The 16370-nt window shown below is 67.8% G+C and carries 17 protein-coding genes; 14 read left to right on the top strand and 3 right to left on the bottom strand.

The window, feature by feature from the left end:
* Window positions 1-156 precede the first annotated feature (156 nt).
* The 5 genes from ACZ6YV_RS32795 to ACZ6YV_RS32775 all read left to right on the top strand — a co-directional run bounded on the left by ACZ6YV_RS32795 (window position 157) and on the right by ACZ6YV_RS32775 (window position 3683).
* The gene (locus tag ACZ6YV_RS32795; protein WP_465513302.1) at window positions 157-1794 is read left to right on the top strand and encodes an acyl-CoA carboxylase subunit beta; all 1638 of its coding nucleotides are present in this window, start codon (window positions 157-159) and stop codon (window positions 1792-1794) included.
* The gene (locus ACZ6YV_RS32790) at window positions 1791-2009 is read left to right on the top strand and encodes an acyl-CoA carboxylase subunit epsilon (protein ID WP_465513301.1); all 219 of its coding nucleotides are present in this window, start codon (window positions 1791-1793) and stop codon (window positions 2007-2009) included. The genes ACZ6YV_RS32795 and ACZ6YV_RS32790 overlap by 4 nt, the downstream gene beginning before the upstream one ends.
* Before the next feature lie 119 nt (window positions 2010-2128).
* Entirely contained in the window at window positions 2129-2962 is an 834-nt protein-coding gene (locus ACZ6YV_RS32785) for a helix-turn-helix domain-containing protein (protein WP_465513300.1), read from the top strand.
* 197 nt (window positions 2963-3159) lie between these two features.
* The gene (locus ACZ6YV_RS32780; RefSeq protein ID WP_465513299.1) at window positions 3160-3366 is read left to right on the top strand and encodes a DUF397 domain-containing protein; all 207 of its coding nucleotides are present in this window, start codon (window positions 3160-3162) and stop codon (window positions 3364-3366) included.
* The gene (locus ACZ6YV_RS32775) at window positions 3363-3683 is read left to right on the top strand and encodes a hypothetical protein (RefSeq protein ID WP_465513298.1); all 321 of its coding nucleotides are present in this window, start codon (window positions 3363-3365) and stop codon (window positions 3681-3683) included. The genes ACZ6YV_RS32780 and ACZ6YV_RS32775 overlap by 4 nt, the downstream gene beginning before the upstream one ends.
* On the opposite strand, the gene ACZ6YV_RS32770 is transcribed toward ACZ6YV_RS32775, so the two are convergent.
* Window positions 3680-5059, bottom strand: a complete 1380-nt coding sequence (locus ACZ6YV_RS32770) for a serine hydrolase domain-containing protein (RefSeq protein WP_465513297.1) — start codon at window positions 5057-5059, stop codon at window positions 3680-3682. The two genes, ACZ6YV_RS32775 and ACZ6YV_RS32770, sit on opposite strands and share 4 nt — an antisense overlap.
* 163 nt (window positions 5060-5222) lie before the next feature.
* On the opposite strand from ACZ6YV_RS32770, the gene ACZ6YV_RS32765 reads away from it, so the two are divergent.
* Together ACZ6YV_RS32765 and ACZ6YV_RS32760 are read left to right on the top strand one after the other, a co-directional pair.
* A complete protein-coding gene (locus ACZ6YV_RS32765) occupies window positions 5223-5849 on the top strand; it encodes a PadR family transcriptional regulator (protein ID WP_465513296.1) in 627 nt (208 codons plus the stop codon).
* Window positions 5830-7443, top strand: coding sequence for a DHA2 family efflux MFS transporter permease subunit (locus ACZ6YV_RS32760; protein WP_465513295.1), 1614 nt, complete (start codon window positions 5830-5832; stop codon window positions 7441-7443). The genes ACZ6YV_RS32765 and ACZ6YV_RS32760 overlap by 20 nt, the downstream gene beginning before the upstream one ends.
* Before the next feature lie 98 nt (window positions 7444-7541).
* On the opposite strand, the gene ACZ6YV_RS32755 is transcribed toward ACZ6YV_RS32760, so the two are convergent.
* Window positions 7542-9347, bottom strand: a complete 1806-nt coding sequence (locus ACZ6YV_RS32755) for a glycoside hydrolase family 3 protein (protein ID WP_465513294.1) — start codon at window positions 9345-9347, stop codon at window positions 7542-7544.
* A 166-nt stretch (window positions 9348-9513) separates the two neighbouring features.
* Between ACZ6YV_RS32755 and ACZ6YV_RS32750 the strand changes: the two genes are divergently transcribed.
* Together ACZ6YV_RS32750 and ACZ6YV_RS32745 are read left to right on the top strand one after the other, a co-directional pair.
* Complete coding sequence (locus tag ACZ6YV_RS32750; RefSeq protein ID WP_465513293.1) at window positions 9514-10143, top strand: Maf family protein; 630 nt, start codon at window positions 9514-9516, stop codon at window positions 10141-10143.
* 100 nt (window positions 10144-10243) lie between these two features.
* Complete coding sequence (locus tag ACZ6YV_RS32745; RefSeq protein WP_465513292.1) at window positions 10244-11602, top strand: dicarboxylate/amino acid:cation symporter; 1359 nt, start codon at window positions 10244-10246, stop codon at window positions 11600-11602.
* Window positions 11603-11823: 221 nt separating this feature from the next.
* On the opposite strand, the gene ACZ6YV_RS32740 is transcribed toward ACZ6YV_RS32745, so the two are convergent.
* Window positions 11824-12507 (bottom strand): hypothetical protein, encoded by a 684-nt coding sequence (locus ACZ6YV_RS32740; RefSeq protein WP_465513388.1) that lies wholly within the window; start codon window positions 12505-12507, stop codon window positions 11824-11826.
* Between the two features lie 83 nt (window positions 12508-12590).
* On the opposite strand from ACZ6YV_RS32740, the gene ACZ6YV_RS32735 reads away from it, so the two are divergent.
* The 5 genes from ACZ6YV_RS32735 (at window position 12591) to ACZ6YV_RS32715 (ending at window position 16342) form a co-directional block, all read left to right on the top strand.
* On the top strand, window positions 12591-12875 hold the full coding sequence (locus tag ACZ6YV_RS32735) for an SAV_915 family protein (RefSeq protein WP_378240754.1): 285 nt from the start codon (window positions 12591-12593) through the stop codon (window positions 12873-12875).
* A gap of 193 nt (window positions 12876-13068) precedes the next feature.
* On the top strand, window positions 13069-14859 hold the full coding sequence (locus ACZ6YV_RS32730) for an acetyl/propionyl/methylcrotonyl-CoA carboxylase subunit alpha (protein ID WP_465513291.1): 1791 nt from the start codon (window positions 13069-13071) through the stop codon (window positions 14857-14859).
* A gap of 46 nt (window positions 14860-14905) precedes the next feature.
* Window positions 14906-15370: a DUF1707 SHOCT-like domain-containing protein gene (locus tag ACZ6YV_RS32725; RefSeq protein ID WP_465513290.1), complete on the top strand. Its 465-nt coding sequence runs from the start codon at window positions 14906-14908 to the stop codon at window positions 15368-15370.
* A gap of 41 nt (window positions 15371-15411) precedes the next feature.
* The gene (locus tag ACZ6YV_RS32720; RefSeq protein ID WP_465513387.1) at window positions 15412-15789 is read left to right on the top strand and encodes a DUF1707 SHOCT-like domain-containing protein; all 378 of its coding nucleotides are present in this window, start codon (window positions 15412-15414) and stop codon (window positions 15787-15789) included.
* Window positions 15790-15811: 22 nt separating this feature from the next.
* The gene (locus ACZ6YV_RS32715) at window positions 15812-16342 is read left to right on the top strand and encodes a GNAT family N-acetyltransferase (protein ID WP_465513289.1); all 531 of its coding nucleotides are present in this window, start codon (window positions 15812-15814) and stop codon (window positions 16340-16342) included.
* Window positions 16343-16370: the final 28 nt, after the last annotated feature.

Raw genomic sequence — 16370 nt, 5'->3', positions numbered from 1 at the left:
GTACTTGAGGTCGAGCTTCCCGAAACGCCACTCACGACCACCTGGACCGACGCCCCACCGCACCCCGCCATCCGGGCTGGTACACGCATCCGCCCGGCCGAGGACGTTGCCTACGCCACACGCGAAGTGACCGTCGAGTAGCTAGGCTGCGGATTCATGAGCAGTGCGACGGAGCCGCTCGGGACGCCGCCCGAGAACGAACCGGACATCCACACCACGGCCGGCAAGCTGGCCGACCTGTACCGCCGGTACGACGAGGCGGTGCACGCGGGTTCCGCGAGGGCGGTGGAGAAACAGCACGCCAAGGGCAAGAAGACCGCTCGCGAGCGGATCGACCTGCTCCTGGACGAAGGCTCGTTCGTCGAACTCGACGAGTTGGCGAAGCACCGCTCGGTCAACTTCGGCCAGGAGAAGAACCGGCCTTACGGCGACGGCGTCGTCACCGGCTACGGCACCGTCGACGGCCGCCCGGTGTGCGTGTTCAGCCAGGACGTCACCGTCTTCGGCGGCTCGCTCGGCGAGGTGTACGGCGAAAAGATCGTCAAGGTGATGGACCTGGCGATCAAGACCGGCCGCCCGATCATCGGCATCAACGAGGGCGGCGGCGCGCGGATCCAGGAAGGCGTCGTCTCGCTCGGCCTGTACGGCGAGATCTTCAACCGCAATGTCAAGGCGTCCGGCGTCATCCCACAGATCTCGCTGATCATGGGCGCCAACGCGGGCGGGCACGTCTACTCCCCCGCGCTGACCGACTTCGTGGTGATGGTCGACAAGACCTCGCACATGTTCATCACCGGCCCCGACGTCGTGAAGACCGTGACCGGCGAAGAGGTCTCCTTCGAGGAACTCGGCGGCGGGCGCACGCACAACACCCGTTCGGGTGTCGCGCACTACCTCGGGTCCGACGACGAGGACGCCATCGCCTACGTCAAGGAACTGCTCGCGTTCCTCCCGGCGAACAACCTGTCCGAGGCTCCGCTGTTCGAGACCGACGCGGCGCCGGGCGGGTTCTTCGACGATGTGACCGAGACCGATCGCGAGCTCGACACGCTGATCCCGGACTCGCCGAACCAGCCGTACGACATGCACGAGGTCATCAACCGCATTGTCGACGACGGCGACTTCCTCGAGGTGCACGAACTGTTCGCGCCCAACATCCTGGTCGGTTTCGGCCGGGTGGACGGGCGCAGCGTCGGCATCGTGGCGAACCAGCCGACGCAGTTCGCCGGCTGCCTCGACATCGACGCGTCCGAGAAGGCCGCGCGGTTCGTGCGCACCTGCGACGCGTTCAACATCCCGGTGCTGACCTTCGTCGACGTCCCGGGCTTCCTGCCCGGCACCGACCAGGAGTGGAACGGCATCATCCGGCGCGGCGCGAAGCTGATCTACGCCTACGCCGAAGCGACCGTCCCGCTCGTCACGGTCATCACCCGCAAGGCGTACGGCGGCGCGTACGACGTCATGGGGTCGAAGCATCTCGGCGCGGACGTCAACCTGGCGTGGCCGACAGCGCAGGTCGCGGTCATGGGCGCGCAGGGCGCGGCGAACATCGTGCACCGCAAGACGCTCGCCGCGGCCGCCGCCGACGGCAAGGACGTCGACGCGTTGCGGGCCGAGCTGATCCAGGAGTACGAGGACACGCTCCTGAACCCGTACGCGGCGGCCGAGCGTGGTTACGTCGATTCGGTGATCGTGCCCGCGCACACCCGCGGCCACATCGCGAAGGCGCTCTCGCTGCTTCAGGGCAAACGAGAGACGCTTCCGCCCAAGAAGCACGGGAACATCCCGCTGTGAGCGCGCCCGAAACCCCGCTGCTGCGGGTCCTCAAGGGCGATCCGAGCGACGTCGAACTCGCCGCGCTGACAGCCGTCGTCGCGGCGGCGGCGAGCGCCAAGGCACCGGAACCGGCGCCGAAACGGGATTCGTGGTGGGCGGACAAGGCCTCGCTCGTGCGGGCCCCGCTCGCCCCCGGCGAAGGCGCCTGGCGGGCTTCGGCGCTTCCTCGCTGAAGCGGCTCCCGGCGAACAGCGCGGATCGGGCTTCCGCGGGCTATCGTGACAGATCTGGCAGTCCGGCTCGCCCGGTTTGCCAGGTCTTCGGTATCCGCGATCGCCCCAGAAAGCCGTGCGTGACGAACCAAGACCATCTTTCTGCCGAACTGCGCCGTCTGCGCAAGGCCGCCGGGTTGTCCGGAACCGAGGCGGCGAGTCTCACGAGCCTCAGCCAATCGAAGGTCTCGCGGGTCGAGACCGGCGCGTTCATGCCGACCGAGGACCAGGTCGTCGCCCTGTGCCGTGCCTACGGCGCGCCCGCGAAGATCCGGCGCGAGCTGGTCTCGATCACGCGAGACCTCCGCGAAGAGGCGTCGTCCGCCCGTGTCGTCTTCCAGCGCGGTGCCTGGCGGATGCAGCAGCGCATCGGCAAGATCGAGACGGCGTCCGCCCGCATCCGGAGCTTTCAGCCGACCATCGTGCTCGGCCTGCTCCAGACCCGCGCGTATGTCACCGCGCTGTTCGGCGATTCCCTGCCGGGCGGCGAACGCGACCAGACCGTCGACGCCCGGCTGGAGCGCCAGCGGATCCTCGATTCGGACCGCGAGTTCCACTTCGTGCTGACCGAAGGCGCCCTGCGCTGGAACATGGGCGGGGCGGCGACCATGCAGGCCCAGCTCGGGCATCTCATCGAGCTGTCGTGCCGCGGCCGGGTGCGGCTGGGCGTGATCCCGTGGACCACAGCGGTTTCGGTCCCCGTTCTCCACGGTTTCGACATCTACGACTCACGCGCCGTGCTTCTCGGGACGCAGACGGCCACGGCGCTCGTCACGGACGAGCGGGAAGTCGCCGACTACGAAAAGAACTTCGCCGAAGTCGAGCGCTACGCCACTTACGACGACATCGCCTGCTCACATCTGACGCGGATCGCGGCCGACTACCGACAGCTCGCGGTCGAACCACTTCAGTGACCAAAGACCCTTTTTGCTATGCACCCTGAGGGTGCATCGTGAGTAAAGCGGCTGTCGGTGAAGGTCCCTTTTCGTGCGCCGAACGCGATCGCCAGAGCCGCTCACCGACCAGCGGGGACAGATCACCCGATCTCGCCAACCTTGCTGCGGCGCAACCCGTCTACTTGCCGAAACAGTCACTGGGGAAAGGCCCTCCTATGACCACCTGGCACGAACGCCTGACCGACTGGCACAAGTCCACCTACACGCACTGGGAAGAGAACGCCTGCGTCGAGATCGGCGGCGCACCCGGCGTGGTCGGCATCCGGGACACCAAGCAGTGGGCGCTGCCGGACGAGACCCGCCCCATCCTGGTGCTCCCGGCCGCGTCCTTCGCCGCGCTCCTCGATCACCTCGGCCGATGAACGACGTCGCCGAGCCGTACATGGTCCACCATCCACGGGAGATGGCGGGCCAGCTGATCAACGGCAACTGGATCGTCGCGCGGTGGGAGCACCTCGGCGAGGACGAGGACCTGGACCACTGGACCGCCGTCCTGCGCGAGCACTGCGAAGAGTTCGACGTCGATCCCTACGTCATCAACATCCCGCGGAAGAGCCTGACGATCGTCTTCAACGGCGCGCTCCCCGCGCCGACGTTCGAACAGCTGGAGAATTCGATAGCGGCCATCGAGTACCACCGCTTCCTCGACCGCGAAATCGGGCCGAGGCGACTGAATTAGGCGATTTTGGGAGCGGCGCGCATCCCGATGTAGACGCAGTCCGTCCCGGTCGAAAGCGTCGAGAACACCACGGGCATCCAGTCCTCGCTGAACGACGGGCCGGCCCCTGACGCGGCGAAAACCGTGTCCGTGACGGGCCGCAGGTCCATTTCCAGCGGCGGCGAAAAGTCCTTCATGCCGTCGACGAATTCGTAAGTCAGCTTCCGGTCTTCGGTCACCGTGATGACCACGCCTTCACGCCGGTAGACGCCCGCGAACCGGGCCAGGTCCACGACCGGCGGTTCGGCGGGCGGCGCGAAGGCCCCGGGAATCCGGACATCGGCGAGCTCGCCGAGCAGTTCCCGGAACAAGGCCGCGTAAAGCTGCCGGGCGCCGCCGCCGTTGGTCACCAGTGCGACGGCGACGCCCGCCGACGGGATCACCCGCAAGTAGGCGTACTGCCCGATGGCCGCGCCGTCGTGGCCGAATCCGGGCGTGCCGTCCCAGTCGTAGAGCGTCCAGCCGAGCCCCCAGCCGTCCGCGCTGACCGTCCACTTGTCGGGGACGTCGGTTTCCCGGCGTTGCATCGCCTCGACCGTTTCCGGCGCCAGGACACGGGTTCCGTCCGGCGCCAGCCCGCCGTCGAGATGCATCCGGGCGAGCCGGACGACGTCACCGGCGGAGGCGATGACCCGCGCGCCCGGCCCCGCCGACCGCGGCATCAGGTCCCAGGCGGGCGCGGGCTCCGGATCCTGTCCCGGGTCGCCGAGGTGACTCATCGCCGCGCGAAAACTCAGCACCTCTTCGGGCAGGGTCATCGACTGCTTCAGCCCGAGCGGCGCGAAGACCAGGTCCTTCAGCGCCTGATCCCAGGTCAGCCCGGTCAGCACCTCGGCGATCCGGCCGAGCACCTGGTAGCCGACGCTGCTGTAGGAGACCGTGGTTCCCGGCGGGCAGTCCATCGCGACCCCCTTGCTCGCCTCGACGAAGCGGGCGATGCAGTCGTCACCCCGGCCGGTGTCGAGGGTGAAGTCGCAGGTGAGGCCGCTGGTGTGGCTCAGCAGCTGCCGGACGGTGATCGCCGCGGTCGCCTCGGGATCGATCGTTTCGAAGTCCGGCAGCACCTCGACGACCGGCGCGTCGAGGTCCAGTTCGCCCGTTTCGGCCAGCCGCATGATGAGGGTGGCGGTGTAGATCTTGGCGATCGACCCGAGCTGGAACACCGAATCGGTGGTCGTCTCGACGCCGGTGCCGCGGTGCAGGACACCGCTCGCGAGCTCGTGGATCTCGCCGCCGGTCAGCACGGCGAGCGCGGCGCCCGGGACGTGATGGGCGGCGCGGAGCTCGTCCAGCCTGGCCTGCCAGCGGCCGGCGTCCCAGTTCACGGTGTTCGTCATGATCTTTGCCCTTCGTTTCGCGAGTACATCGTTCTCGTCTTGCGCACACTGTACGCATAGGCGATCAGCGTGCGCAAGAAGCGGATCCCCTTGAAGCGAGCCGAGGTCGTGCCATATAGTCCACGCGGAATAATCGATACGGAATCCTCCGGGAGGATCAAGCATGGCCGCGAAACTCACTCCGCTCGCCATGGCGGTGCTGGAGCTCCTCCACGAGCGGCCCATGCATCCCTACGAGATGGCGCAGCTGATGAAGGAGCGCTATGTCAGCACCCGCGTCAAAGTGAAGGCCGGATCGCTCTACCACGCGGTGGATCGCCTGCAGCAGAACGGTTTCGTCGAGATCGTCGAAACGCAGCGAGACGGGAAGCGCCCCGAACGCACCGTGTACGCGATGACGGACGCCGGTCGCGACGAGTTCGTCGTGCGCGCACAGAACATGCTGAGCACTCCCGCCGAGGAGTATCCCGAATTCCTCAGCGCGCTCGCCGTCATCGACGAACTGGGCCCGGAGATGTCGATCACTCAGCTCAAGCACCGGGTGCTGGGGCTCCAGGCCTCCGCCGCCGCCGACAAGGTCGTGCTCGAAAGCATGGTCAACGAGCACAAACTTCCCGAGATCTACTGGCTCGACTGGTCCTACGCCTCCGCTCGGCGCGCCTTCGAGCTGGAGTGGACCCGAAAACTGATCGAAGACCTGGAATCCGGCCGTATCCGGTTCCAGGAGCACTGCACGCCACATCTGAACCTGGTCACCGAGGACGAAACCGATGAACGCAAGACAAGCTAACCCCTGGGCCGCGCTTTCCGCGCTGTGCCTGGGCTTCTTCATGATCCTGCTGGACACCACGATCGTTTCGACCGCGATTCCCGCGATGCTGCGCGAACTCGGCGCCGGGTTGAACGCCATCGTCTGGGTGATCAGCGTCTACCTGCTCACCTACGCGGTGCCGATGCTGTTCGCCAGCCGCCTCGGCGACCGCTTCGGCCCGAAGCGGGTCTATCTGGCCGGGCTCGTGGTGTTCACGCTGGCCTCGCTGTGGTGCGGCCTGTCCGGCTCGGTCGAGATGCTCATCGCGGCCCGCGCGGTGCAGGGCCTCGGCGCCGCTCTGATGACGCCGCAGACCCTGGCGTTCATCAGCCATCTGTTCCCGCCGTCGAAGCGCGGCCCCGCGATGGGACTCTGGAGCGGTGTCGCCGGGATCGCGGCCATCGTCGGACCGCTGCTCGGCGGCGTGCTCGTCGACCACCTCGGCTGGGAATGGATCTTCTTCGTCAACCTGCCCGTCGGCGTGGTCGCGATCGCGCTGGCGCTGCTCAAGGTGCCGGACTGGCAGCCGAAACACTCGCATTCCTTCGACGTCCCGGGAATCCTGCTGTCCGGCGCCGGACTGTTCTGCATCGTCTACGGTGTCCAAAATGGACAGCACTACGACTGGGGCCGGGTGTTCGGGCCGATCACCGTGTTCGAGATCATCGGTTTCGGCGTCGCCCTGCTGATCGCCTTCGTGGCGTGGCAACGGTTCAACCGCAAGGAACCCCTGCTGCCGCTGGGCGTTTTCGCGAACCGCAACTTCTCGGCCGGGACACTGACCTCGGTCACCGTCGGCTTCGCGATGACAGGCATGTTCCTGCCGCTGGTGATCTACATCCAGGCCGTGCTCGGCGAGACCCCCACGATGTCCGGCCTGCTGTTCGCGCCGATGTCGTTGCTGGCAGGCATGATCGGCCCGTTCGTCGGCCGCGCTTCGGACAAGGTCAACGGCAAGATCCTGCTGGTCATCGGGCTGACCGCACTGGCGGTGGGAATGGCATTGGTGGCGCTGATCGCGCGGGCCGGCGCGAACGCGTGGACGCTCACCCCGGCACTGCTGGTGGCGGGCGCCGGTATCGGGTTCATCTTCGCGCCGATGGGCAACCTGGCGATGAGTTCGGTCGAACCGCGGTTCATCGGGACCGCGTCGGGCATCTTCAACACCGCCCGCCAGGTCGGCGGCGTGCTCGGCAGTGCCGCCGTCGGCGTGCTGCTGCAGGCGCGGATCAGCACTTCGATCGCCGACGAGGCGGCGTCCGCCGCGAGCGCTTTGCCGGAGCAGTACCGGGCGCCGTTCGCGGAAGGTATCGCGAAGGCCGCGGAATCGGCCGGGGAGTTCAGTTCGTCCGGCCCCGCGGCGTTCCCCGGCCTGCCGTCCGGTGTCGCCGAGCAGGCCCAGCGGCTCGCGCTCGAAGCCGTCCACAATGGACTGACCGATGCGGCTCGGGTGACGTTGCTGCTTCCGGCGGCGGTGCTGCTGCTGGGGGTGCTCGCCGCGCTCACCATGCGCCGCCCGGCTCCGCGCGCTCACCACACCCCCGCGCCCGAACCCGCCCCCAGCGCCGCCTGACCCTCCTCCCCCACCACCACCGGCGCAATGAAAGGCCCGTTCCTTGCAAAATTTGCAAGGAACGGGCCTTTCATCTCATCCGCGGGAGGGCGGAAGACTTACCTGCGGTACCGCAGGCCGTAGCCGTACGGGTACAGCGCCTTCTTGCCGTCACCGACGTTCACCGGCTCCTGCGCCGCACTGGCCGGCCAGCTGAACGTCAGCTTCCCCGTCGGGTTGTAGTCGCCGTAAAGGACATCGGCGACACCGGCGCCTTCGCTACCCGGGAGCCAGGCGGCGACGAGTCCGTCGAACTGCGGCAGTTGCGGTGCGATGTCGAGCGGGCGGCCGGACACGGTCACCACGACGACCGGGACCCCGGAGCTCTTCAACTTGGCGATCGTGGCGAGATCCTCCGCGTCGAGCCCGAAGCCGTTCGGACGGTCTCCCTGCCCTTCGGCGTACGGCGTTTCGCCCACCACGGCGACCGCGACCCGGTAGCTCTTGTCGATTCCGTCACCCGCACGGTCATAGGTCACCGTGGTTCCCTTCCCGGCGCCCGATTTCAGGCCGTCGAGGATGGTCGTGCCCGGGATGACCGGGCCGCTCTGGCCCTGCCAGGTGAGCGTCCAGCCGCCCGCCTGGTTGCCGATGTCGTTCGCGTTCTTGCCCGCGACGAAGATCTTGTTGTTCTTCTTCGCCAAGGGCAGCACACCGTCGTTCTTCAGCAGCACCTGGGATTCACGGACGGCCTGCCGCGCCAGTTCGCGATGTTCCTTGCTGCCGAACGTCTTCTGGAGCGAGCGGTCGGTGTAAGGATGCTCGAACAGGCCGAGCTTGAACTTCTCCGCGAGGATGCGGCGGTTCGCGTCGTCGATCCGGTCGCGCGAGACGCGGCCCGCTTCGACCTCGGCCTTGAGGTAGGAGAGGAACTGCGGCGCGTCCCACGGGACCATGAACATGTCGATGCCCGCGTTGACCGAAAGCCGCACCTCTTCAAGGGTGAAGCCGTCCTTGCCGTCGATCTGGTTGATCGCGTTGTAATCCGAGATCACCAGGCCGGAGAACCGCAGTTCCTTCTTGAGGACGTCGGTGATCAGGTACTTCTGGGCGTGCATGCGCACCCCTTGGAAGCTGGAGAACGAGATCATCACCGAGCCGACACCGCGGTCGATCGCCTCGCGGAACGGCGGCAGGTGGATCTGGCGCAGTTCGCGTTCGCTGATCTCGGTGTTGCCCTGGTCGACGCCGTTCGTCGTACCGCCGTCGCCGACGTAGTGCTTCGCCGTCGCGAGCACCGAGCCCGGCTTCTCCCCCAGCTTGCGCCCTTGGAGGCCGGTGATGGCCGACGCGTTGGCGATGGCGTCGCGCGGGGATTCGCCGAAGGATTCGTAAGTGCGGCCCCAGCGATCGTCACGGGCGACGCACAGGCACGGCGAAAAGTCCCACTGTGGACCGGTTCCGGCGACTTCCAGCGCCGTCGCCCGGCCGATCTTCTCGACCAGGCGCGGATTGTTGGCAGCGCCGAGACCGATGTTGTGCGGGAAAATCGTGGCGCCGTACACGTTGTTGTGGCCGTGCACGGCGTCGACGCCGTACAGCGTGGGGATGCCGAGCGGCGTCGAAACCGCCGCCTTCTGGTACGAGTCGACCATGTCGGCCCAGCCGGTCGGCGTGTTGCTGGCGGGCACCGAACCGCCACCGGACAACAGGGACCCCAGTTTGAGCGCGGCGGCCTGGTCGGGGGTGACGGCGCCGCGTTCGGCCTGCGTCATCTGGCCGATCTTGTCGTCGAGGCTCATCCGCTTGAGCAGGTCGTTCACCCGCGCGGACGTCGAAGCGTGAGGGTTCTTGTACAGCGGCCCGGGGCTGGCCGACGCCATCGGCGCGAAGGCCGTACCGGCCACGAGCAGGCCTGCGAGCACTGTGGTTTGCGTCGTGCGAAGTGATCTTCTGACGCGGAGGCGGGACGACATTGGTTCCTCCGTAGCTCGAACAATCCATATGTTGCGCGCCACAACAAACTAGCTCCACGGTCGGGTGTTCCAGGTCACAATCAGGCAACGGAGGGTCGTCGAGTACCTTCCGATGGTGCGTTTCGTCCTCGCGTCCCAGTCCCCCGCCCGCCTCGGTGTCCTGCGTTCCGCCGGCTTCGATCCGAGCGTCGTCGTCTCCGGCGTCGACGAGGACGCGGTCGCCACGTCCCTGACCGATCCGGCCCCGGTCGAGCTGGTCCGCGCGCTCGCCGTCGCGAAGGCCGAAGCCGTCTACGAGACGCTCGCCGGAACGCACGCCGACATGGTCATCGTGGGCTGCGATTCGATGCTGTCGATCAACGGCGAAATGGTCGGGAAGCCGCTCACGCCGGAGGCCGCGCGCGAGCGCTGGGCGTCGATGGCGGGCAAAACCGGTGAACTTCTCACCGGTCACTCGATCATCCGCGTCGAGAACGGCGAGAGGACGAAGGAAGCCTCCGGGACCGAAGGCACCACTGTTCGCTTCGGCACACCGTCACAAGAAGAGATCGAGGCCTACATCGCGTCCGGCGAACCGCTCCAGGTGGCCGGCGGCTTCACGCTGGACGGCCGTGGCGGCTGGTTCATCGAGGGCATCGACGGCGACTTCTCGAGTGTCATCGGGATCAGCCTGCCGCTGACTCGGCGTTTGCTGACCGAGGTCGGCGTGAGTGTCATCGATCTCTGGACCCGTCCCGCATCCTGAGACAGCTCCCACACGATCGGGTGATCCGGAAGAGTCCTGCTTCGCCGAACGTTCTTCACGTTCGGCCAATCAGGAAACTTTCACGCACCGGAGTCGCCCCGTGTCTTTCATTCGGACCTACACCAGGCCAAAAGTATTCGCGGTGGCAGTCCTCGGCTCGCTCGTCGTGGGTGCCCTTCTCGGCGTCCTCGCCAGGAGCACCGAAGCGAGCTGGCTGACCGAACTGCTCGCCCAGATCGGCTCGATCTTCACGACGCTGCTGCAGATCGCGGTGATCCCGCTGGTCTTCACGGCGATCGTGGTCGGCATCAGCAGCCTGCGCAACCTCGGCGGCGGCAAGAAAGCCGCCCGGCTGGGCGGCAAGACCGTGCTGTGGTTCGCGATCACCTCGTTCATCGCGTCGCTGATCGGCATCGCCGTCGCGAAGCTGTTCAATCCGGGCAGCGGCGGCCTCGGCGAAGGCATCGCCGCGACCGCGAAGAACACGGACAAGGCCGCCAAGGCGACCTGGGGATCGTGGAGCGACTTCATCAACGGGTTGCTGCCGAAGAACTTCCTCACCGCCTTCACCGAGGGCGAGACGCTTCAGGTGCTGTTCCTGGCCGTCCTGATCGGCGCGGCCGCCTACAGCCTCGGCGACAAGGCGAAGCCCTTCGTCGACTTCACGAGCAGCGTCTTCGAGATCATCCAGCGCTACCTCGGCTGGATCGTGCGCCTGGCCCCGATCGGCATCATCGGCCTGATCGGCAAGGCCGTGTCGACCTACGGCGACTCGCTGTTCAAGCCGCTGTTCACCGCCACTCTCGCGGTGTACGTGGGCTGCTTCCTGGTGCTTCTGGTGGTGTACCCGATCCTGCTGCAGTTCGTGGCGAAGGTCAGCCCCCTGAAGTTCTTCTCCAAGGCGGGCACGGCGATCCAGTTCGCTTTCGCGTCGTCGTCCTCGGGCGCGACCCTGCCGCTGACCCGCCAGGCCGCGGTGAACCTCGGCGTCCAGCCCGGCTACGCGGGCTTCGCGACTCCGCTGGCGAGCGCCACGAAGATGGACGGCTGCGCGGCGGTGTTCCCGGCGATCGGCGCGATCTTCATCGCGAACCTTTCCGGTGTCTCACTGAACTTCTGGCAGTACGTCGGGATCGTCGCGGCTGCCGTGTTCGGTGCGCTGGCGACCGCGGGCGTCACCGGCTGGCTGGCCGCGCTGACCCTGACCGCGTCGGTCATCGGGCTCGACCCGGCGCAGGTCGCGCTCGGGATCGCGCTGATCTACTCGGTGAACCCGATCATGGACATGATCCGGACCGCGACCAACGTCGCCGGCCAGATCGTCGTGCCGGTCATCGTCGCTCGTAGCGAAGGCCTTCTGGACGACGACGTGCTCAACGCGGCTACGGACCCTTCGCCTACCGACAACGGCGAAGCGGCCACTACCTCCGAGAAGGAACCGGCTACGGCTGGCGCCTGACGCTCCCTTTAAGTACATGAAGGCCCCCTTCCTTGCGCCTATCGCAAGGAAGGGGGCCTTCATGTACTTGGACCCGTCACGAAGAGGGCGAGTTTTCTCGGCTGAGCCGCGTGAAGGGCCCCTTCGCCACCTTCAGGGTAGGCAAGGAGGCCTTCACGACCCTCCGACCGACACCCCCGTGCAAAGGGTCCCTTGCTCCCACCGGGCCCACCGGGCCCGCCTCACGGGCAGGGGCGCAGGTCCGCCTTCGTGAGCCTCACGTCCGGCCACCCCTTCAGCTCCGAAGGCGCGGTGTACCGCCGTGTGCAGCCCACCGAGCCGCGGCCGACGTCGTAGACCTCCGCGAGCACCGGCGCCGCCTGACACCGGGCCGATCCGGACTGCGCGCCGGGGCATTCGTGCCGCACGACGATGACGTCCGCGACCCCGTCGGCGGTCACGTCGCTCAGCGCGACCGTGCCGGCGTCGGAGAAGTACGGCTTCCCGGTGTCCCGCCAGATCCCGCCGCGCGCGACGAACAGTTCGCCCGCCGAACCGCCGCCCGCTTCGCCGCGGACCAGGCAGACCGGCGTCGCACCGTCGACACAGCGCAAAGAATCGCCCTTGAGGGTGACCCCCATGTCATTGATGATCAGCGGGATCACCGTGTCCGCCCCGATCTTGACCACGCCTTGCTTCCCCGCTTCGTCGGCGAGCAGCACGACGGGTAACCCGCCGACGGTCATCGCGCCGATCTCCCGGCAGGCCGAGTGACCGCAGTTGACTCCGGGCGTGGCGGGCACGGTTTCGGACACCGCGTATCCACCAGGCGTTCCGCTGGGCACCGGAGCCTTCGGGCGGAGCAGGATCACGGCCACGATCACGCCCGCCGTCACCACCACCGCCAGCAGCGCGGTGAACAGCACCGATCGCGGCGCCCGCGCTTCCTGAGTCCGCATATCCGAGAGCGTAAGTGATCTAGCGCAGAGTGCACGTCTATGTTGTTCCTGTGACGAATCCCGGACTGCCCAACGCCCTGTTCCTCCCCACGGCGAAAAAGCCGAAGGACTTCACCCGCGCGGAGGTCGAACTGCGCGCGACCAAGGACGGCCGGATGGCGCTGGTCGCCTTCAGCACGGTGCAGCGCCTGGTCGAGTGCTGCGGCCCGCACCAGCCGTGGGCGCTGGTCAAGGCCGAGCACCTGGGCCGGATCTACCAGACCCAGCCGTATGACCTGATCGTGCTGGATTCCGACCTTCCGGAGGAGCTGCGGCACCGAGAGGCGCTGGTGTAACGCCTGATAGAAGAACTGCGGCACCACGAAGCGCTGGTGTAACGCCTGATAGAAGAACTGCGGCACCATGAAGCGCTGGTATAAACAGAAGGTCACCGGGTGGCCTTGCTCTCACTAATCGGGGCGGGAACTTCCGTAAACTGCTGCGGAGCCGCATCGGGGCGGCCCGACGTGCGAACGCAGGAGGTACGGCGTGACCGAGCAGGCCGGCACAGGTGGTCCGGTGACCAAGATCCTGATCGCGAACCGCGGGGAAATCGCGGTCCGGGTGATCAGGGCGGCGAAGGATGCCGGGCTGACCAGCGTCGCCGTCTACGCCGATCCGGATCGTGACGCACCCCATGTCCGTCTCGCCGACGAGGCCTTCGCGCTCGGCGGCACCACCGCGGCCGAGAGCTACCTCGTCTTCGACAAGCTGCTCGACGCCGCCAAACGGTCGGGCGCGGACTCGGTCCACCCCGGCTACGGGTTCCTCTCCGAGAACGCGGACTTCGCGCAGGCGGTGATCGACGCCGGGCTGACCTGGATCGGGCCGAGCCCGCAGGCCATTCGCGACCTCGGCGACAAGGTCACCGCGCGCCACATCGCGCTGCGCGCCGGAGCCCCGCTGGTGCCCGGTACGAAGGATCCCGCCAAGAACGCCGACGAGATCGTCGCCTTCGCCGACGAGCACGGCCTCCCGGTCGCGATCAAGGCGGCGTTCGGCGGTGGCGGCCGCGGCCTCAAGGTCGCCCGCACCCGCGAGGAGATCCCGGAGCTCTTCGAATCCGCGACGCGTGAGGCGATCTCCGCCTTCGGCCGCGGCGAATGCTTCGTCGAGCGCTACCTGGACAAGCCGCGCCACGTCGAGGCCCAGATCCTCGCCGACCAGCACGGCAACGCCATCGTCGTCGGCACCCGCGACTGCTCGTTGCAGCGCCGCCACCAGAAGCTGGTCGAGGAGGCGCCCGCGCCGTACCTGACCGACGAGCAGCGCAAGCGCATCCACGAGTCCGCGAAGGCGATCTGCAAGGAAGCCGGCTACTACGGCGCCGGCACCGTCGAGTACCTCGTCGCCGTCGACGGCACGATCTCGTTCCTCGAGGTCAACACGCGGCTGCAGGTCGAGCACCCGGTGTCCGAGGAGACCACGGGCCTCGACCTCGTGCGCGAGATGTTCCGCATCGCGCGCGGCGAGAAGCTGCGCATCACCGAGGACCCGGAGCCGCGCGGCCACTCGATCGAATTCCGCATCAACGGTGAAGACGCCGGGCGAGGCTTCCTGCCCGCGCCCGGCACCGTGACGAAGTTCGTCGCGCCCAGCGGCCCGGGGGTCCGGGTCGATTCGGGTGTCGAGTCCGGCAGCGTCATCGGCGGCCAGTTCGACTCGATGCTCGCGAAGCTGATCGTCACCGGTTCGGACCGGCAGAACGCGCTCGAGCGTAGCCGCCGGGCGCTGGCCGAGATGGTCGCCGACGGGATGGCGACGGTCCTGCCGTTCCACCGCGCGATCGTGGACGACCCGGCATTCATCGGCGACGAGAACGGTTTCAGCGTGCACACCCGCTGGATCGAGACCGAGTTCGACAACAAGATCGAGCCGTTCGTCGCGCCGGAAGCCGCCGAGGCCGAAGACGAGCAGCCCCGCCAGAACGTCGTCGTCGAGGTCGGCGGACGGCGTCTCGAAGTGTCGCTTCCCGGCGGGTTCTCCCTCGACGGCGGTGGCGGCGGGACGGCCGTCAAGGCCAAGCCTCGCAAGCGCGCGGGCGGCACCAAGGCGGCCGTGAGCGGCGACGCGGTCACCGCGCCGATGCAGGGCACCATCGTCAAGGTCGCCGTCGAGGAAGGCCAGCAGGTCGAAGCGGGCGAGCTCGTCGTCGTGCTCGAGGCGATGAAGATGGAGAACCCGGTCACCGCGCACAAGGCGGGCACCGTGACCGGTCTTTCGGTCGAGGTCGGCGCCGCTGTGACGCAGGGAACCCAGCTGTTCGAGCTGAAAGACTGACGAATGTCGTGGTTGACGGACCCTCGCTCGGCTTATCCTCGAAAGGGTGAGCGAGGTTCCGTCTCCGCAGCTGCGGATCAGTGATCAGGATCGCGAGTCCGCGCTGACAGCGCTGGGCGAGCACATGAGCGTGGGCCGGATCGACATCGACGAATTCGGTGAGCGGTCGGCCCGGATCACCGCGGCCAAGACGCGCGGTGAGCTGTCCGAGCTCTTCCTCGACCTGCCCGAACCGCATCCCGGCTTCGACGCGCCCAAGACGGTCGTGAGCGAACCGGAGAAGCCGGCGTCGACGTGGGCGGGCATCTCCCCGGCGCAACGCGTCATGGGCGCGCTCCTGCCGATCCTCTTCATCGCCACCATCGCGCTCATCGTCACCACCAGCGCCACCTGGTGGTTTCTCCTGGTCCCGATCGGGATCAGCGCCGTCGGCGAAGGCATCTGGGGCAAGGGCTGGGAGAACTCCCACAAGAAGCTCGGGAAGCGGCGTCGACGCGAACTGGACGGCTGATCCGCCCGTAGACTCGGGACGTGAGTGCCGAGAGACCGGACATGCGGCTGAGCGACGCCGAACGCCAAGACGCGCTCGAAGCGCTGGAAGAGCACGTCCGCACCGGCAGACTCGACCTCGACGAGTTCGGCTCGCGGTCCGCGAGGGTCAGCGCCGCGAGGCTGGCGAGCGACCTCGAACCGCTGTTCACGGACCTGCCCTCACCTCGCCCCAGCGCCCTGCTCCCCCTGCCGCCGATGCCCGGCGTCGCGCAGGCATCCGCGAAGAACGAGGTCCAGCCGCCGCCGAAGTGGCTGACGGCCAGCGCCGTGCCGATCGCCGCGGTGGTCGCGATCGCGCTGTTCTTCTTCACCCGCGGGACGTTCCTGGTCTTCCTGCTCCCGCTGGCCGTCGCGCTGATCATGAGCCGCCGTCGCTGATCGATCCGGTTACCCTCGAAGGGTGGAACCGGTGGAGATCAACGCGGGCGAGTACTACCTGCGGCAGCTGCGGGCGGACAAGGCTCTCGACGACCGCCCGGCGCTGGTCGCGGCCTTCGCCGACCCGACGCACCGCAAGTACGTCCTGAACTATCGCTTGCGGGACCTCGCCGAGGCGACCGAGTACGTCGCGTTGCGCGCGGCGCAGTGGGCCGGTGACGAACGCTGCTCCTGGGCGGTGGCCGAGCCGACGACCGGGGATCTGCTGGGCGAGGTCGGCCTGCGGGACCTCGACCTCGACACCGGGTACGCGGAGGCGTCGGTCTGGGTGCGCGCGGCGTCCCGGGGGAAGGGCGTCGCGAGCACCGGGCTCAACGCGGCCCTGCGCTTCGGTTTCGGCGGACTGGGCCTGCGCGAGGTCAGCTACCGCTACGAGGAGACGAACGAGGTCTCGGCCTCGGTCGCCCGCAAATGCGGGTTCACCCTGGTCGGGCCCGAGCTGGACCCGGCCCCGACCGGGGAACGCCTCATCCGCTGGCGCCGCACCGCCTGACCTGCGTTTAGCGGGCTAAACGCGATCT

It is taken from the genome of Amycolatopsis sp. NPDC102522, assembly GCF_055584485.1.
Note: the sequence above shows the minus strand (reverse complement) of the source record. Positions and strands in the feature narration are given on the sequence as shown.